The following is a 17,304-nucleotide window of genomic DNA, read 5'->3' as shown; positions in this document are numbered from 1 at the left end:
CATAATTACCACCATAAATCGTAAACATTTTTTGTTTGGCAAAAGAACTGAAGACACCTATGCAATTAAACTCGCAATCTAGTACATCAACAACGGCTAATAAACGTAAAATACTCGTTACTTGTGCCCTCCCATACGCGAATGGCTCAATTCATTTAGGTCATTTACTTGAACATATTCAAACTGATATTTGGGTTAGGTTTCAACGAATGCGTGGTAATGAAACATATTTTGTTTGTGCTGACGACGCCCATGGCACTCCTATTATGCTTAAGGCACAAGAATTAGGTGTAACACCAGAAGCAATGATTGCCGGTATTCGCGATGAACATATGCGCGACTTTAATGATTTTCATATCAGTTTCGATAATTATCACTCAACGCATAGTGATGAAAACAAAGCATTTGCTGAAGAAATATATAACAAACTTCACGCTAACGGCCATATTAAAACTCGGACAATTTCACAGTTATATGATCCAGAAAAAGGCATGTTTTTACCTGACCGCTTTGTAAAAGGCACATGTCCCAAGTGTAAAAGTGAAGATGAAAACGGTGATAGCTGTGATAACTGTGGCGCCACTTACTCACCAACTGAGGTTATTAACCCTCGCTCTGTCGTATCAGGCGCTACGCCGGTATTAAAAGATTCTGAACATTATTTCTTCGACTTACCGGCTTTTGAACAAATGTTGAAAGACTGGACAACCGGCGGTTCATTACAAGAAGAAATGGCCAACAAACTCAGCGAATGGTTTGATTCTGGCTTAAAGCAATGGGATATCAGTCGTGATGCACCATATTTTGGCTTTGAAATTCCTAATGCACCGGGCAAATTTTTCTACGTGTGGTTAGACGCACCAATTGGCTATATGGGCAGCTTTAAGCATTTATGTGAAAAAGAAAATATTGATTTTGACAGTTTTTGGCAAGAAAACTCTGATGCTGAGCTTTATCATTTCATCGGTAAAGATATCATTTATTTCCACAGTTTATTTTGGCCAGCCATGTTAGAAGGTGCCGGCTATCGTAAACCTACCTCAGTGTATGCCCATGGCTTTGTTACTGTTAATGGCGCAAAAATGTCTAAATCTAAAGGTACCTTTATTAAAGGTCGTACTTATTTAGATCATTTAAATCCTGAATATTTACGTTATTACTATGCGGCAAAATTAACAAACCGTATTGATGATTTAGATTTAAACCTTGAAGACTTTGCCCAACGTGTTAACTCTGATCTCGTTGGGAAAGTGGTAAATATTGCCTCTCGTTGTGCAAGTTTTATTACTAAACGTTTTGATGGCATGTTATCAGCAAATATCGATGATCAAGTGTTAGCCGATGAAGTAACCTCTGCGGGTGACCGTTTAGCTGAGCTGTATGAAAATCGTGAATTTGGTAAAGCGATGCGTGAAATAATGGCGCTCGCCGACAAAGTTAACGAATATATTGCCGTGAAAGAACCTTGGCAGTTGATTAAAGATGAAACTAAACAACAAGAAGTACAAGACATTTGCTCGCTTGGTATCAACTTGTTTAGAACCTTAATGATTTATTTAAAACCCGTGTTACCGGTTTTAGCAGAAAGTACAGAAAGCTTTTTAAATGATGAATTATTATGGGAAGGTCATAAAACGATTTTAACCGACCATAAAATCAACAAGTTTAAGGCGCTTTTACAGCGTGTCGACATGGATAAAATTAATGCCATGACTGATGCATCGAAAGAAAGTTTAGGCGGTGAAACGGCTAAAGAAGAAAAGACACCTAAAAAGAAAAAGGCTAAAAAAGAAAAAGTTATCGATAATTCAGCTGCTCTTGCCGATCCTTTAGGCGCAGATCCCATAGCACCAGAAATACAATTTGATGATTTTGCTAAAATTGACTTACGTATCGCAAAAATAGTTAAAGCAGAGCACGTTGAAGGTGCCGATAAACTACTGCGTTTGGAGCTTGCCTTAGACTCAAATGAAAATGGCGAAACACGTCAAGTATTTGCTGGTATAAAGTCAGCTTATCAACCTGAAGACTTACAAGGCAAGTTAACCGTTATGGTTGCTAACCTTGCACCTCGTAAAATGCGCTTTGGAATGTCAGAAGGCATGGTTTTAGCTGCAGGACCTGGTGGTAAAGACTTATGGATAATGAATCCAGAAGATGGTGCTAAACCTGGTATGAAAGTAAAATAACTGCCAAGCCAATATTCACTTTACACCCGGTGGATAGCTAAGATTTTATCCCCTGTCCTGTTACAGGTTAAATGTTGATTAAAACGCCCGATTTACTTTATCGGGCGTTTTGATTTTTAACGCGCATATTTCACCCAAAGTTTATAATAAACAGCATTACATTTTGCATTACTGTCCATCTCACCATCTCTATCACAATCAGATCCTGTTAAAGATTTCACAACACCTTTGCCATATTCAGTAATATCCTCTGGTTCAGCTTTCACCGTTATAGTTACCTTAGGGGAATTTTCAATAAAGTCCCCAACATGACGATATTTTAAAAACTGCTCTTTAGAAATAACCGTAGTGATATCGATATTTTTTGATTGTGAAGCAATGGCAATCATCGGATTAAAACCTAATATACTGATGAAAAATAATATACTGATGAAAAATAAAGCAATACGCATCAAAATAAATACCTCTCTTATACTCGCGTAATAAATGATAAAAAAGTTAGTAAACACAGAATAACGTTTGAATACCTAACTTTGTTTTATGTACTTTTAAGTACGCGCTTTAATGAATAATAACGACCTAAAACAACCATTAATATTCCACCAAGTACCACACATGTGGATATGATTAATCTGAGAGTCATTAATTCAGCGACAAAAAGAACACCTCCTATTGCAGCAAGAACAGGGACAAATAATTGAATTACCGCCGCTTGAGTAGCGGTTAACCCCTTTAGTGCAATATACCAAATGGTGTAACCTATTCCAGAAGTCAAACCGCCTGATAACAACGCTAAAATTAGCCCTTCTGAAGTGAAATTTATATCTTTTATTGTGATAATAAAAAATATAGCGATAAAAGGTAAGGTTCTAATAAAGTTATACGTAGTATCCATTAGCGGATTTTTAGAATTTCGACCAAATATTGTATATAAAGCCCATGAAACTCCTGCGATAACCATTAACAAAAAACCAGAGATAGAGGGCGAAGAAACGCTCGGTAAAATGAGATAGGCAAAACCAGTAAATGCTATTACAGCTCCGCACCACTCGGTAATATGTAAACGTTCCCCTGATATAATCGATATGACAATCATTGCAATTTGAACTGTGCCAAAAAGAATTAAGGCGCCTGTTCCTGTATCTACCGAAAGGTACGCATAGGAAAACGTTACTGCATATGCAAATAAAGCTAAGCTGGCAAACCAACTTCCTTTAGATGTCGCACTTTTTTCACTTTTTTGAAATATTAATATGATCAAAAGAACCATAGCACCGGATATCATTCTAAGATTCGTAAAGCTTGCCGGATCGATACTCCCCGCACCTAACGCTAGCCGGCAAAGTACAGAATTAGCAGCAAAAGCCATTAATGCCACCCCAGATAATAAACTGGTTTTTATGAAAGATTGATTAACCATTTAACCCCATGAGCAATTTTATTCCCTAATAAGTGCGATATTAATTAATTTGATAATTTAACTCATTATCAAGAACAAAAAACATTGATAATGCCCCTGTAAAATTATCCCAAGCGGTTAAGTAACTTGAGTCATTGGTATTTTATGAAGTTGTAATAATTCATTTAATAAATAATCGAAGTTACGTTTAATTTAGTGGTGCATGCATTTTATGAATGATTCGGTGAATTATCGGCGCTAACAACGTGGCTGACGATAACAAAAAAACAGTCTCAATAAAAAGGCTATAAATAGCGGTAAATACTTTACCAAAATGAGAAATTAAAGGATAAGGTGAGTCTAAACCACCCAACAAAGATAACGCATTGATACACGCTTCGATGAATAGTAAATTTTCAATAAAAAGAAAACCTAGAATTCCGGGGATTAATCCAAGTAAAAGAAATATGCTGGCAAATATAAAATAACGAAACAACCGATAAATAAATTGTTTAAATGAAATAACGTCTTGCTTAACATGCTCAAACATTCTTTCGTTATCCTTTGATATGAGATGTAATATAAAACGTAGTATATAAGTATAAACTATTTATTCATAAGCTAACCAGTGTTCAGCCTACCTATTTTGCTAGCTATAGCATTGAATGATCAGGCTTACTTTTCGATGCGTTTAAGGATTATGCATTTTTACACAATTTCTTCCATTACTTTTCGCATCATAGAGCGCCTTGTCAGCTTTAATTAACTCGTCTTCTAACAGAGTCACTTTATCAACATTTGCGACACTTACGCCGATACTTACCGTAATAGACAATGTAGTGTTATCTTCAAGAGTCACCATGGCTTGCGACATTTTATCTTTTAACCGCTGACAAATTTCCATCACTTTACTGTCATCAGTAATTAAGATACAAAAAGCAAACTCTTCACCTCCGTAACGCCCATAAGCATCCTCTTGGCGAAAAAACGACGATAAAGTGTTACTAACGGCTACTAATACTTTATCGCCAACAGCATGACCATAGTTATCATTAAACTGTTTAAATAAATCGATATCAATTAACCCCGTTAATGTCACACAATGTTCGCGATTAGCTCGGCTAAATTGTTTTGTAGCTTGTTCAATAAAATATCTCCGGTTTGGAATGTCGGTTAATTCATCATAATAGGCATGATGATATAGTTTTTTATTGGCATCATGCAGCTCTTGAGTTTTTTCACGAATAATAGCTTCAAGGTTAGCTTTAATCTCCTTCAACCCCTTATTTTTACTCTCTAGTTGATCGGCATAATATTTTTCACTAGTAACATCTCTTTCTAAAGCGGCAAAATGTGTCACCTCGCCGTATTTATTAGTTAACGGAAATATATCCATGTTAAGCCAATATGGATGCCCTGATTTTGAATAATTAAGAATGGTGCTATTGATAGCTTGATTCTCTGAAAGTGCTTTTCTAATTTTAGCTAACTCGCCTTTATCTGTGTCTTTACCTTGTAATATCCGCGGTGTTTCTCCTATGACTTCTTCTTTGGAGTAGCCAGTAAGGCTCTCAAAAGCTTTATTTACATAAACAATACGCGGACTTAATGGAGCATCAATACTATCAGCTTCGGTCACAATAATGACATCTTTAGCATTATCAACAATAGCACTGTAAGAAAATAAATTTTTCTGTTCAGATATGTCATTAAAGGTAACCACAAGAAAGCTTTCTTCTAAATTGTTTGAAAGCTCAGGGTAAGCATTAACCATAAACCATGAAGGCTCTTCATTTTTGCTATCAGTAACGCCTAATACTTCATTGTTTAATGGAGCTTTGAACCTTTTAACGAGTGAAACTGGATAATTTTCAGGCTGGATTGGACGATTACCTTCATCAATAAATCGCCATTGCGGATCTTTAGCATCTTTACCAATTATTTGGTCATGAGTTAATCGTAATAATTTAAGCGCGACTGGATTTGCATAAACAACCTTAGTGTCCCAGTTATGTATCACAACCCCAATATTTGCTTTTTCAAGTAAAGTTTGTAGGGTGACACCAGTTAAATTCTTCATTGGGGAACCTTCAAAATATAAAGCCTTAATTAATAATCAACTTCATCAATGAAGGAATTAATCAATCCCTGTTTATATTTTAAGCGTAGCACAAGTATACCGAGGAAGAAGAAAATCAAGATTATTTTGAGCTTCATCTAAGATTTATGGTTTTATAGCCCGTTCAGTATTGCTCGTTCAGTATGAATTGTTCGAATTAGCCTTTGTTTGAGATTGGGCATAGATAAATCTCTAAAACTTTTACTGATTGCTATTAACTTTTCATCCATAGCGATTTCTTCAATAGTCATCTCGTCTTTAAGTTGATTAATTCGTTGATACCACGCTTTGGCATTTTTTTGAAAGTTAAGAAATTCAGGTTTTGTCGTAACAAAACTACCATGGGCGGTGATAATTTTACTGTCATCATCGGTCATGGTTAAAGTTTTATCGATAACGCGATAAAGCCCTGCACTGCCACCAACATAAGCATGAGGATATATATTATGCATATAGGTGTCCCCCATAAAGATAACATTACTGTTTACAAACTGAATGATTACATCATCTTTTGAATGCGAGACAAAACTAAAAAGATTAATAGTCTCGTTACCTAAATCTAACGAATAATCTGCTTGAAAAGCAGTTTGATTATCAGCAGCTAAATTGGTATGCAAAATGATGGTGGCGCCACGTTCGATATAAAACGCATTCGCACCGTTGTGATCAGGATGAGAGTGCGTATTAATCACGTATTTAATAGGCTTATCTGAAAAGGCTTGAATTGCGCTAACTAGCACCGAATTATTTGCTTTTCCAACGACAGGGTCAATCAGCACAATGTATTCTTGGCCAATAAAAACGCCTACATTAGTGTTAGAACGTTCCGACTTTAAAACGTATAAATTATCGGCTAGTTGTTCACTGGTAAAGTTAATTAAAGTTTTAAACGGGTTTGCCAAAGTATTTTGGCAACAGAAAACCACGATAATAATTAAGTATTTAATAAGTTTCTCCCTGTTTATTTTGAACAAATTAACAGCTTAACGAAAAACAAACTCAAAGGTAGAAATAAAATGTAAGAGAAAATGAATGTTTTATAACCTCTTAAACGTCAAATTCTCTGATAAAAAATCTATCAAACTGCTTCGATAAATTATCAAATGAAAACCAATGTCCAGTTTACACTATGTGCAATTTACCGACTTTTGACTATAAATCCGATACGAAAAGGCAATAAACACACAGATGAGTGTCGGTAAAAATAACGATAAAAACTGAAATTGGTAGTAAAAATATGCTCCTGAGCTCCCTCCGAAAATAAACCCCGAAATTATCAATAAAAATAGGAAGAATTTTCTTTTATCAAATACTTCACCTCTCAATTTTGCGCCGATTAAAATACCCAAATCAGTGAAAATACCAGTTAAGTGTGTTGTTCTAATAATCGCGCCACTATAAGAAGTAGCTAAAGCATTTTGTAATCCACATGCAGCAGAAATCACATAATGTCCTATAAAGTTATTTTTTGATAAAAGAGGAATTGAAATAAGAATTAAAACAGCTTCTAAAAATAAAGCCGTATCATAATGACGACCTAATTTAAGCGCGCTACTCCGAATTAAAAATCCCGACAATGTAGCACCAACTAAAAAGCTTAATAATATGAGTAAAATATGAAAAGTTGATGCTAACGTATCGTTGATCAAGTTAATACCCAGCAAGGTAGCAGTGCCTGATAAGTGAGAGACAGCTTTATGTTCAAATCCTAATAGCCCAATCGAATTTATATAGCCGGCGACAAATGACAAAATAAACGCACCAGACTCGACCCATTTAGGTAATTTAGAAATCACAATTTATCCTATTTTTATCCAAGGTGTTTTCAAACTTATAAAAGTGACTAAAAGAACTCTCTTTATAACGTGAATGCTCCCGAATTTACAAGGGCAGTATTTAAACCTGAATTGTACCTGATAAATATGGTACAGCTTTGCCTAGAAGATATACGTTATCGTTACAAACCTGACAATTAATAACACCACCTCGTTTTGAAGCCTGATAAGCAATGAGTTTGGGTTTATTTAATCTATCAGCCCAATAAGGTGCTAACCCGGTGTGAATTGAGCCTGTAACGGGATCCTCATCACCACCATTTGCGGGCCAAAAATACCGTGAAACAAAATCATAGTCCGTTGATTGAGCAGTAACTACCACATCAAATGGCGCGAGTTTTTTTAGTAATTCGTTATCAGTCACCACTGCATAAACATCACTTTCTTTCTCAAAAACAGCAAAGAAAGCTTGCTTATTTTTCAATACTGCTAAAGGTTTGATTGAAAGGCCATTTAATAACACAGACGGAATATCATGAATAATTTGAGGAGGATTACTTGGAAAAATCATTTGAATATAACCATCAGCCATTTTAGTTATCGTTAAATGACCAACGGCTTTCGCGTAAAAGCTTATTTGAGTTAGGTTTTTGTTTTTAGCAAAAATAACAAATGAAGAAGCAAGTGTTGCATGACCACAAAAGTCTATTTCAGTAATAGGTGAAAACCACCTAATCTCATATTTTTGTTGGGTTATTTGCTTAACAAAAGCGGTTTCCGATAAGTTGTTTTCCATAGCAATAGACTGCATTAGATCATCAGGTAACCATTGCTCGGTCATAATTACAGCAGCCGAATTCCCTTTAAAAGCAACATCAGTAAAGGCATCAACAATATTAATTTCTAATTCCATGTTTTAGGGTAATTCCTTAAATTATTATTCTCTGTAAAAATATAAATGCGTTTTTAATGTCAGTGCTCGTTTATTTCAACACGCCATGGCGGGTTTAAACGATTTTCACCAGCCCAATAAAGTTTAATTTTATGGCCAGAAGGGTCGATTAAAACGGCTTCACGCCATAAATATTTTTGATCTAAAGGCTCTTGCGTAAAATTAACACCTTTCGATTTAAGAATATTAACCCATTCATCTAATTTCTCATGCTCAAAATATATCACGATACCATTACTGATTTTTTCATCTGATAATGCAAGGGAAAATGTTGAACCACCTTCTGGACATTCAAAACGTGCATAATGAGGAGTATCAACAATTTGAGTAAAACCAAGTTGACGATAAAACCTGGTCGACTCAGACATATCATTAACAGGTAATGTTATTTGATTTAAATTCACCTAGTTCACATCCTTAAATATGATAATAAATCATTAAAATAATAAGCTATTTAAACAAACATTAAGTCATTGAAACAATTTAAAAACGTTTCTTTTAATAACTAACTTTCTCTTTGTTTTTTAATTTATCTTTGAACACAGGGTACAGGTCGTACGTAGGATAGAACTCAGCCGTAAAAGCCTTCCATGCACTCTTTTCTACAGCAAGATTAACCTCTCTAAGTTTATGCGCGGGTACTTGTAAAGTGACCACTTGCCCTATTCCCATCATCACATACCAACTTACAACAGCCACACCTTTAGGCGGAAATTTTTCAAAAAACTCCTGCTTTTCTAAAATGTTTTGATACTCTTCAAAACTATTACTTTGATCATGTTTTAAAAATATAGTAAGTAGAATTGCATCTTCAGGTTGTTTATTAGACTCGGCGAAGGCAGTGTAACTGGTAAAAAACATCATTAAAATCAACATTAATTTAGACATAAAGTCTCCTATTTTTTAGAGAAAATTTACCCCAAATGATTCGAGGTATTTTACTTTTTCGTGATATGAAAGTAGTTAAGTGGCTAGAGATATAAGACAAACTATAGCACTCTAAGGTACGCCAATGTTAAGTTTGCCTTGCACACCCCTTTTTATTAAGTACACGTTGAGTTGAAGCAGGATTACGTTTTAATGCCGCTTTAGGTCTAATTGGCCGAGGAACAAAATTACCACGACAATTAGGGCATTGATTATTTAAAACACCTTCAACACAATGGGTACAAAATGTACATTCAAATGTGCAAATATGAGCTTCTGTTGATTCTGGAGGGAGATCTTTATCACAACATTCACAATTGGGTCTTAATTCAAGCATTTAAAACTCCTCGCAATATAATAACCATTAACAAAAAATACCGAAAAAATGAGCAAATTTTCAAACAGATAACACTTCATTAAATAAGAGTACGTCATAGCAGAGTTTATTTACAATAACGACCATTGTTGTTTTAATCCTATGCAATGAATAACACCGTAGAATATACAAATTATTGAGCTCCAAAACCAAAATTCTGGAGACCGACCTAGTGGCTGGTTCATTAAAACGAACCCAACGACGCCGCGAAGTAAATAAATGCTGGTAATTAAAACAAGTATCGTTTTCAGGAAAGGAAGTTTATAAATAACGCCCGCAGCGGAAAAGGCATAGAGTGACCAAATAGCAAGTACTAAGAAAATACCGCTGGTAATCATTGTCGGTTGAATACTCCCTTGCTCAGCAAGCTTTGCCATATGTTCCCCTGCACCGAAAAAACGATACCAAGAAGCGCCAAAATAAATACAACCTAAATGTAATATTGCAGCAATCGCACTCAAAATACCGGCAAAAAACATAAAACTCATAGTCATTCTCAGTTAATTAAATAGGGGCTATTGTGATTAATTAGACTTTAAATTTACGATTTTTTTCAAACGATTTTTAATAACCTTTTGATCAACATATAACAAGACAAAATCAACCATAGCAAATGATGTAATGGTTAATAACCAATAAATAAAACCAGAATATGCTAAATATATATAAAGATTAAGGGGTAATAAAAGGCAAATCGCACCAACGGCCTTTACAAACTCTCTGAATAATTTAGTTTCGGTTTTTGCTTCATTTATATATGAGCAAACAATTTCAAAGGGTGTATCAACTATCTTCGGGTAATTTTTTTTCAACCAAATTGAATAATCCAATTTTCCATCCTTGCCTAGTTAATTCCAATTTAAGGTTAATATTAAACTAAAGTTAATTCCAAATTTAATTTTTTATTTGATTAATGGCGCTAATAACGTTTTTTTCGAAATTAATCTCATGTTTATCTGATTGAATAGAGACATATTCATAACCTTTAAATATCAAACCCAAATAGTTTGCCGTCAATTTGAAAGGCATAATAAAACAGTCAGGACAATCCAAATCATAGCCGGTGGAGAGTACAGAAATTGATTTTCCTTTTAACTTTCGCCCTAAATCCTGATGACTAGTCAGCAAATCAGGTAACCTATCAATAAATACTTTCAATTGCGCTGACATTGAATACCAATAAACAGGCGATGCGAAAATAATATGATCATAAGTTAATAATTGATGGATCAATGGTAAAAAATCATCATCTTTATTTTTAGCTAAGTAATCGAAAAAAGAAATGTTAAACAGCGACAAATCAAAAATGTCAGCCTCAACCTTCAAAGTAAAAGCATCAACCAAAGCACGAGTGTTACCATCAGATTTAGCCGTTCCTAACACTATTGCAAGCTTCATATGTTTTCCTTTGGTCATACAGAACCGATATCAGAACAATTATAGTAATAACGACATGGCCACGAAATCTAAGAGTCACCGCTACCTATACCCGTTACTTTGCTTATGAGAGAGTTATCCCAAAAATGTCTGACATATCTTTTTTGAATATTTCGTATCTCTCCCAACCAAGAAAAGCAATAATATTTGATGAGTAGCAATAAAGATTATTAGATAAATCAAAACAGGGATCACGATATGTATCATTTCCTAATTCTTCTTCACATAGCAAATTAAATATTATTTGATTATAAGTCCTTAGCTTCCCACCCTCTTCTATATGATTATATTGACTTCTACCAGCCAATATAACTAACCCAATAGGAATACCTTTCACAATCCTACCTACAGAATACTTTGATAATAGTAATTTCTTATTATCATTAAATTTTGAAAACAATGCTGACTTGTCAAAATTCATTTCTTTTTGATCTGAATATAAATCAATTGCTTTAGATACAAACTGAAGAATAGATCCACTTACAAAATGCATAGAAAATTGATGAGATTGATACATTTTCATACTTTTATAGATTTCTTCTCTTCGAGATAAATCTTGGTTTAAATGTTCTATTGGTCTATCAGAAATTATAATTGGCTCTACCGCTTTTTTTGCCAAACCACAATAATATTCAAGTGATTTAAATAGCCCATCTAATGCATGTTCAGCTTCTTTAAAATAAACTTCAACAGTAATCATAAACACTCAAAAATATAATAATTTATTTTTAATAATATGTGACAAACATCATATTATAGTGATGTGTGAAACAAAATCTAAACTAATGTGTTTATACTATTTATTCCATAGCCTAATTTTTATTATTTAAACATTTTGACACAAATGAACTAAAACCAAATTATAATATTCATAAATGTTATTTACCTGTTTTCCATTTCTAGTATTAATAGAAATGACTTCGTATTTACTTAAACAGCGTAATTTAATCATTAAATGGGGTAAATAAGCGTTAATATGGCGGAATAAAATGACACACAGTTTTCAATAATGAAAATAATCACCGCAGCAAAGTCTGATAAAAAAGAGCTTTTGCGTTTCTATAAAGCACAACAATACTCGGCCAGTTATATTGGTTACGACCAGGGTTATTATGTGAAGAAAAATCACACAATAGTTGCTGCGGTAATGGTGTCTAAAATTGCCGAACACCATCAACACTATTTTCTACATGCTTTAGTGGTTGATAATAAATTTCAGCATCAGGGGATCGCTTCCCTCCTGCTTAACCATGCAAACGAACGCCATCAACCTTTAGTTTGTTTTGCTAATGCCCCCCTTGAGGCGTTTTACACAAAAAACAATTTTGTTAAACTTCTACCCTCAGCATTCGAAACTAAATTACCTCCACACTTATATTTACGATTTATTGCTTATAAAAAGAAACAATCTCAACTACAAGTATTTATCTCTACCTTCGATAATGATAAAACGGAGTAACAACCTAAAATAATAAGAATTCATTCAAATGGATTATCAAACGACTGTCTTAGTAACGCTTATCATCTACAAAGTGGTGCTTATTGCTATTGGGATATGGAGCAATAAACGCACCACTAACACCGATGATTATTTTATTGGTGGCAGAGAGTTAGGCCCTTGGGTGGCTGCGATAAGTGCTGCAGCGAGTGCGTCATCTGCATGGTCATTATTAGGGATGAGCGGCGCAGCCTATTTACTGGGGTTATCTGCTATTTGGATAGTGCCTTCTGTCGTTCTAGGTTATAGCTTAAATTGGCTATGGTTAGCCCCTAGAATTCAAAAAAAAGCCAAACAACAAAAATCTGTCACCTTAAGTGATTTTATTGCTCAAGGGCGATCACACAGTAAAGCTATTCTCTGGCTTTGTTCCTTATGTATCGTTTTTTCCTTTGCTTTTTATATCGCCGCACAGTTTCAAGCTGCAGGAAATATGTTTAGTGACACGTTTGAAATGAGCTCAAACAACAGCATTATTTTAGGTACGCTAATCATCTTAATATATACCTTGTTAGGCGGTTTTTGGGCGGTCAGTATCACAGATACCTTGCAAGGTTTATTAATGGTGGCAACCGCTATTATGCTACCCACGGCAGCTATTTATGTAATAGGTGGTCCCATTGAATTATGGCAACAAATGCAATTAGCTTTTAATGAAACACAATTAACCTGGTTTGGCGAATACCAAGGCATATATGCGTTATTTTTTGTTCTTGGAACTTTTGGCATTGGCTTAGGTAACCCTGGTCAACCTCATGTTGTTAACCGTTTAATGGCACTTAAAGATGAAAAAGCCGTTAGACAAGGTAAATATATTGGAATTGGTTGGTCAGTTATTATTTTTATTAGCATGCTGTTAGTGGGTTGGAGCGCAAAAGTTTTACTTGCTTCACCTGTAACCGGTGAGCAGGCACTTGTCACCTTGTCTCAGCAAGTTTTTCATCCTGTACTTGCAGGTATTGTTGTTGCCGCCACGTTATCTGCGATTATGTCTACCGCTGACAGTCAATTATTAGTTTCCGCCAGTGCTATTTCATATGATGTAAGTTCACAAAAATCGCGACAAAACTTGGTGTTATCACGTTTCACCGTAATCGCTATGTGTGGTGTTGCCATGTGTTTAGCCATTTTTGCTCCAGAAGATATTTTCACTCGGGTATTGTTTGCTTGGAATGCGCTAGGTGCTGCGTTTGGACCTGTAGTGATTATCATACTAATGGGTAGAATAATTTCTGGGAAATTCACATTTTTAGCTATTTTTATTGGCTTTTTCTCAACCGTTATTTTTAGCTTCTTTCCCGCGCCACCGGGCGATGTTATTGAACGAATTTTACCTTTTGTATTCGCATTTATCGTCGCTTGGATTGGTTCATCGAAGGACAATAACAGAGTAACAGCTACATGAATGCCAAAGAGTTCATTTAGATAAAAAATGTTCATAGTGTTACTCAGAAATAATTTTAAGAAAATATCTGTGATATTACGGATAAAAAATAGAATCTTTTCTATAATCAAATAAACCATATTTTTTAGTGATTTAATTTGAAGAGAAAGTTAATTCCATTCTTTGTGCTGATCTTTCTGTTAGTAGCAAGTGTCCTTTTGTTATCGGTTAATTTGAATAACTTTTGGCAAACGGAAAAATATCCTGTCAGTATCGCAGTGTCTAAAACGCCATTATCAGCGCCCTTTTATGTAGCTCAGTCTATTAATGCCTTTGACTCATCATGCGTAACCGTAGATTTTGAACATGTGATAGGAGGAAGAGCAGCCTTTAGCAAAGTATTATTGGGGGAAGTAGACTTTGCTACCAGTTCAGATTCGGTCATTGCGTTTCAAAGTTTAACGCAGCAAACCTTTGTTACCCATGCGATGTTTGTTCAATCTGACAACGATGTAAAACTCATTACGAGAACAGAAGATAACATCAAAGAAGTTGCTAACTTAAAAGGCAAAAACATTGGGGTAACCAAACAAACCTCCAGTGAATATTTTTTAAGAACATTATTAGCCATTGATGGCTTAGATATCGCAGATGTCAATTTAATCGATTATGAGCCCGAGCAATTAATTAATGGTTTAATGAATAAAGACGTTGATGCCATCACACCTTGGGAACCGTTTGCTTTTCAAAGTCACCAAATATTAGACGATAAAATTACCATTCACGATACTAAAAATTTAAATACCTTAAGTTTTAACTTAATTTCTTTAACGCCAGATTTAGCTAGCATAGAAAAAGCTAAATGTGTGATTCAAGGATTAAATACAGCAATCAATTATATCGCCTCTCGTCCTGAGGATGCTAAAGAAATAGTCATCAAAGAGTTAGGGGTATCTGCTGAGTTTATTAATTGGGTGTGGCCAGATTATATTTTTAAATTAGAATTAAACCAATCTTTGCTACTCAATTTAAAATCACAAACCACTTGGCTTACTGAATCACATGAACTATCTAACATTACGCCTCCCGATGTTGTACAATTGGTAGATAGCAGAGCAATACTTCAAGTTAACCCTAGTGCGGTAAATATTAATTATTAGACGGATACATTGATTCAAGATAAAAGGATATTAGAATGAAGATGAGTCTTAGCCAACGAATATATTTCTTCACAATCTGTTGTTGTACGTTATTTATTCTTTTAGTGGCGAGTATCATTCGCTCGTCAGATGTTATTGAACTTGCTATCAAACAAGAAAACTACGCCCAAAATCTTGTTACTCATACCAATATCCTCAAACAGTTAATTATGAGTGGCGACATATACAAAGATAATTATAATGCATCAAATTGGCACAAGTCCCAAAGAGAACTTATTACCCTACTTAAACGAGCACCTACGCTAACACCTCAGGAACAAACCTTAAAAAATAGTATTCATAGCCAAAATTTGAGTGTGCAATTATTATTTAAAAAAATTAACAATAACAAATTATTAAATGCCAGTGAGGCAACAAAAAAACATTTAAAAACACGTTTAATCATTCAACTTGAAACCATTCGTTCTGATTCAGAACAACTCTCAACTATCGCACAAAAAAATATTCATCAAGTACTAAAACAAGAGGTCGCTTTTATTGTCACTCTCTTAGCGATTTGTCTTATATTACTCACATTTGGCTCATTTCATTTAATCAAAATTTTTAGAACATCGATGACCGAAATTAAAGCCGCATTTCATGCTAACCACAGCGGTCACTTTGAAGAAATTAAGTTATCAAACCAGTCACAAGAGTTTGAAAGTATTGCTAATGCCTTTAATGCCATGAATGAAAAATTAAGTAAATCAACGGTATCATTAGAAGTGATGAAACAAGTGGTAGAAGAAAGAACCCATGTCTTAGAAGAGCTTTCAAATACCGACTCATTAACGAAAGTTGCTAACCGAAGAGCATTGTTCGAACGCGGTCATATCGAGATTTCACGGGCACAACGCTCAAAGAATAATTTAACGATTATTCTACTCGACTGTGATCTTTTCAAAGAATTTAATGATAAATATGGGCATTTAATTGGTGATGAAGTTTTGGTAAATATATGCAAAGTTTGCAGCAATGAAATTCGAGAAATTGATTTTTTAGGTCGTTATGGTGGAGAAGAGTTTGTGATCATATTACCCGATTGTGATATTGACGGAGGGTTGGAAACAGCACGCCGAATTCAAGACTCGTTAGCGCATCATAGTGTAGCTGTAAAAAACCAAAAAATTCATATAACCCTAAGTATCGGTCTTGCAACCTTTAATGAAAAGCATAAAAGCTTTGAAGAGCTTATTAATGATGCTGATCGCGCTATGTATTTCGCCAAAGAAAATGGCCGTAATAGAATTGAAATATATCAAGATATCAATTTACACTGATTTATTTACCCCTTTCTGTCACTTATTGAATAGTCTCATTTGTACGCGTGACCTGAGCAGGCCCTATTCGACCAACAGCAGGTAATTCAATAGCTAAGTCAAAAATATCGAACTCAACATTGAGTCCAAGCACATTTAACTCAAGCCCTTCTTCATATCCTAAGGTTATTCCCAACATGCCAAAAAGTGAAGCCTGAACACCGGTTCCACTAGGAGAAAAGCCTATTGCATTACCGATACTTTTATAATCTTTGCCTATCGCAGTTGAAGGTAAATCTAAACTTAGTTCAGGGACTTGTGAAGCGATCATAGCGGTAAAGGTATTGCTATTAGGACCAGGATAAGCTTGATATTCACTTTTATAAGGATATGATTTTACGGCATGTTCAATTTTATTAATCAAGTTATCTGCGTCGGCTTCTCGATAATCCACTAATAATTCAGGTTGATTTCCCCACCAATCTCGATCAGGTAAGTCATGTCTTATCACTAAAGCAGAATCATGGCGGCGAAGTTTCCAGCCAATAATTTCATAGCTAGTATAATGGTCATCGTTTGATCTTTTAGTACTTATCCACGTGTGTACCGCAACGCTTCGTTTCACCCCTTTAGTTCTTGCGGCATACACTTGAATGATCCCTTTGTTAAATTGCTTAGCATCAGGCGCTAATGTGCCGCGCGTAGCAATTTTATTTTGAGTACAACTAGTTAAGTTGCCTAATACAATGAGCAAAAAAACTACTCCACTTAAAGCTGTGGTTTTTATCAT

The 17,304-nt window shown here is 34.9% G+C and carries 20 protein-coding genes; 5 read left to right on the top strand and 15 right to left on the bottom strand.

Annotated elements, in window-relative coordinates; translation table 11 throughout:
* Positions 1-59 precede the first annotated feature (59 nt).
* On the top strand, positions 60-2,189 hold the full coding sequence (gene metG, locus Q4493_RS13830; protein ID WP_303453730.1) for a methionine--tRNA ligase: 2,130 nt from the start codon (positions 60-62) through the stop codon (positions 2,187-2,189).
* Positions 2,190-2,305: 116 nt separating this feature from the next.
* On the opposite strand, the gene Q4493_RS13825 is transcribed toward metG, so the two are convergent.
* The 14 genes from Q4493_RS13825 to Q4493_RS13760 form a co-directional block, all read right to left on the bottom strand.
* The gene (locus tag Q4493_RS13825; RefSeq protein ID WP_303453728.1) at positions 2,306-2,644 is read right to left on the bottom strand and encodes a hypothetical protein; all 339 of its coding nucleotides are present in this window, start codon (positions 2,642-2,644) and stop codon (positions 2,306-2,308) included.
* Between the two features lie 83 nt (positions 2,645-2,727).
* Complete coding sequence (locus Q4493_RS13820; RefSeq protein ID WP_303453725.1) at positions 2,728-3,609, bottom strand: DMT family transporter; 882 nt, start codon at positions 3,607-3,609, stop codon at positions 2,728-2,730.
* Between the two features lie 187 nt (positions 3,610-3,796).
* Entirely contained in the window at positions 3,797-4,138 is a 342-nt protein-coding gene (locus Q4493_RS13815) for a hypothetical protein (RefSeq protein ID WP_303453723.1), read from the bottom strand.
* Between the two features lie 141 nt (positions 4,139-4,279).
* Complete coding sequence (locus tag Q4493_RS13810; RefSeq protein WP_303453721.1) at positions 4,280-5,668, bottom strand: diguanylate cyclase; 1,389 nt, start codon at positions 5,666-5,668, stop codon at positions 4,280-4,282.
* A 152-nt stretch (positions 5,669-5,820) separates the two neighbouring features.
* Positions 5,821-6,609, bottom strand: a complete 789-nt coding sequence (locus tag Q4493_RS13805) for an MBL fold metallo-hydrolase (protein WP_303453718.1) — start codon at positions 6,607-6,609, stop codon at positions 5,821-5,823.
* A gap of 225 nt (positions 6,610-6,834) precedes the next feature.
* Entirely contained in the window at positions 6,835-7,503 is a 669-nt protein-coding gene (locus Q4493_RS13800; RefSeq protein ID WP_303453716.1) for a YoaK family protein, read from the bottom strand.
* 100 nt (positions 7,504-7,603) lie between these two features.
* Positions 7,604-8,395, bottom strand: a complete 792-nt coding sequence (locus Q4493_RS13795; RefSeq protein ID WP_303453714.1) for a PhzF family phenazine biosynthesis protein — start codon at positions 8,393-8,395, stop codon at positions 7,604-7,606.
* 59 nt (positions 8,396-8,454) lie between these two features.
* Positions 8,455-8,838, bottom strand: coding sequence for a VOC family protein (locus tag Q4493_RS13790; protein ID WP_303453712.1), 384 nt, complete (start codon positions 8,836-8,838; stop codon positions 8,455-8,457).
* Positions 8,839-8,932: 94 nt separating this feature from the next.
* A complete protein-coding gene (locus Q4493_RS13785) occupies positions 8,933-9,322 on the bottom strand; it encodes a hypothetical protein (protein WP_303453711.1) in 390 nt (129 codons plus the stop codon).
* 127 nt (positions 9,323-9,449) lie between these two features.
* Positions 9,450-9,698 carry a DUF1272 domain-containing protein gene (locus Q4493_RS13780; RefSeq protein WP_303453709.1) on the bottom strand — a complete coding sequence of 83 codons (249 nt, stop codon included), beginning with the start codon at positions 9,696-9,698 and terminating at the stop codon, positions 9,450-9,452.
* A 110-nt stretch (positions 9,699-9,808) separates the two neighbouring features.
* Positions 9,809-10,225: a hypothetical protein gene (locus Q4493_RS13775; protein WP_303453708.1), complete on the bottom strand. Its 417-nt coding sequence runs from the start codon at positions 10,223-10,225 to the stop codon at positions 9,809-9,811.
* 36 nt (positions 10,226-10,261) lie between these two features.
* Positions 10,262-10,567, bottom strand: coding sequence for a hypothetical protein (locus tag Q4493_RS13770; protein WP_303453705.1), 306 nt, complete (start codon positions 10,565-10,567; stop codon positions 10,262-10,264).
* A 64-nt stretch (positions 10,568-10,631) separates the two neighbouring features.
* Positions 10,632-11,135, bottom strand: coding sequence for a flavodoxin family protein (locus Q4493_RS13765; protein WP_303453703.1), 504 nt, complete (start codon positions 11,133-11,135; stop codon positions 10,632-10,634).
* A 103-nt stretch (positions 11,136-11,238) separates the two neighbouring features.
* Complete coding sequence (locus Q4493_RS13760; protein WP_303453700.1) at positions 11,239-11,874, bottom strand: hypothetical protein; 636 nt, start codon at positions 11,872-11,874, stop codon at positions 11,239-11,241.
* Between the two features lie 309 nt (positions 11,875-12,183).
* Here Q4493_RS13760 and Q4493_RS13755 point away from each other — a divergent pair, with 309 nt between their 5' ends.
* The 4 genes from Q4493_RS13755 (at position 12,184) to Q4493_RS13740 (ending at position 16,535) form a co-directional block, all read left to right on the top strand.
* On the top strand, positions 12,184-12,633 hold the full coding sequence (locus tag Q4493_RS13755; RefSeq protein WP_303453697.1) for a GNAT family N-acetyltransferase: 450 nt from the start codon (positions 12,184-12,186) through the stop codon (positions 12,631-12,633).
* A 28-nt stretch (positions 12,634-12,661) separates the two neighbouring features.
* A complete protein-coding gene (locus Q4493_RS13750; protein ID WP_303453694.1) occupies positions 12,662-14,077 on the top strand; it encodes a sodium/proline symporter in 1,416 nt (471 codons plus the stop codon).
* Positions 14,078-14,274: 197 nt separating this feature from the next.
* The gene (locus tag Q4493_RS13745; protein WP_303453691.1) at positions 14,275-15,216 is read left to right on the top strand and encodes an ABC transporter substrate-binding protein; all 942 of its coding nucleotides are present in this window, start codon (positions 14,275-14,277) and stop codon (positions 15,214-15,216) included.
* 35 nt (positions 15,217-15,251) lie between these two features.
* The gene (locus Q4493_RS13740; RefSeq protein ID WP_303453688.1) at positions 15,252-16,535 is read left to right on the top strand and encodes a GGDEF domain-containing protein; all 1,284 of its coding nucleotides are present in this window, start codon (positions 15,252-15,254) and stop codon (positions 16,533-16,535) included.
* Between the two features lie 22 nt (positions 16,536-16,557).
* Here the strand turns inward: Q4493_RS13740 and Q4493_RS13735 are convergent, their stop codons facing one another.
* Positions 16,558-17,304 carry a DUF3750 domain-containing protein gene (locus Q4493_RS13735; protein WP_303453686.1) on the bottom strand — a complete coding sequence of 249 codons (747 nt, stop codon included), beginning with the start codon at positions 17,302-17,304 and terminating at the stop codon, positions 16,558-16,560.

The organism is Colwellia sp. 1_MG-2023, from assembly GCF_030546755.1.
In the GTDB taxonomy this organism is placed as follows: Bacteria; Pseudomonadota; Gammaproteobacteria; order Enterobacterales; family Alteromonadaceae; genus Thalassotalea_H.
Note: the sequence above shows the minus strand (reverse complement) of the source record. Positions and strands in the feature narration are given on the sequence as shown.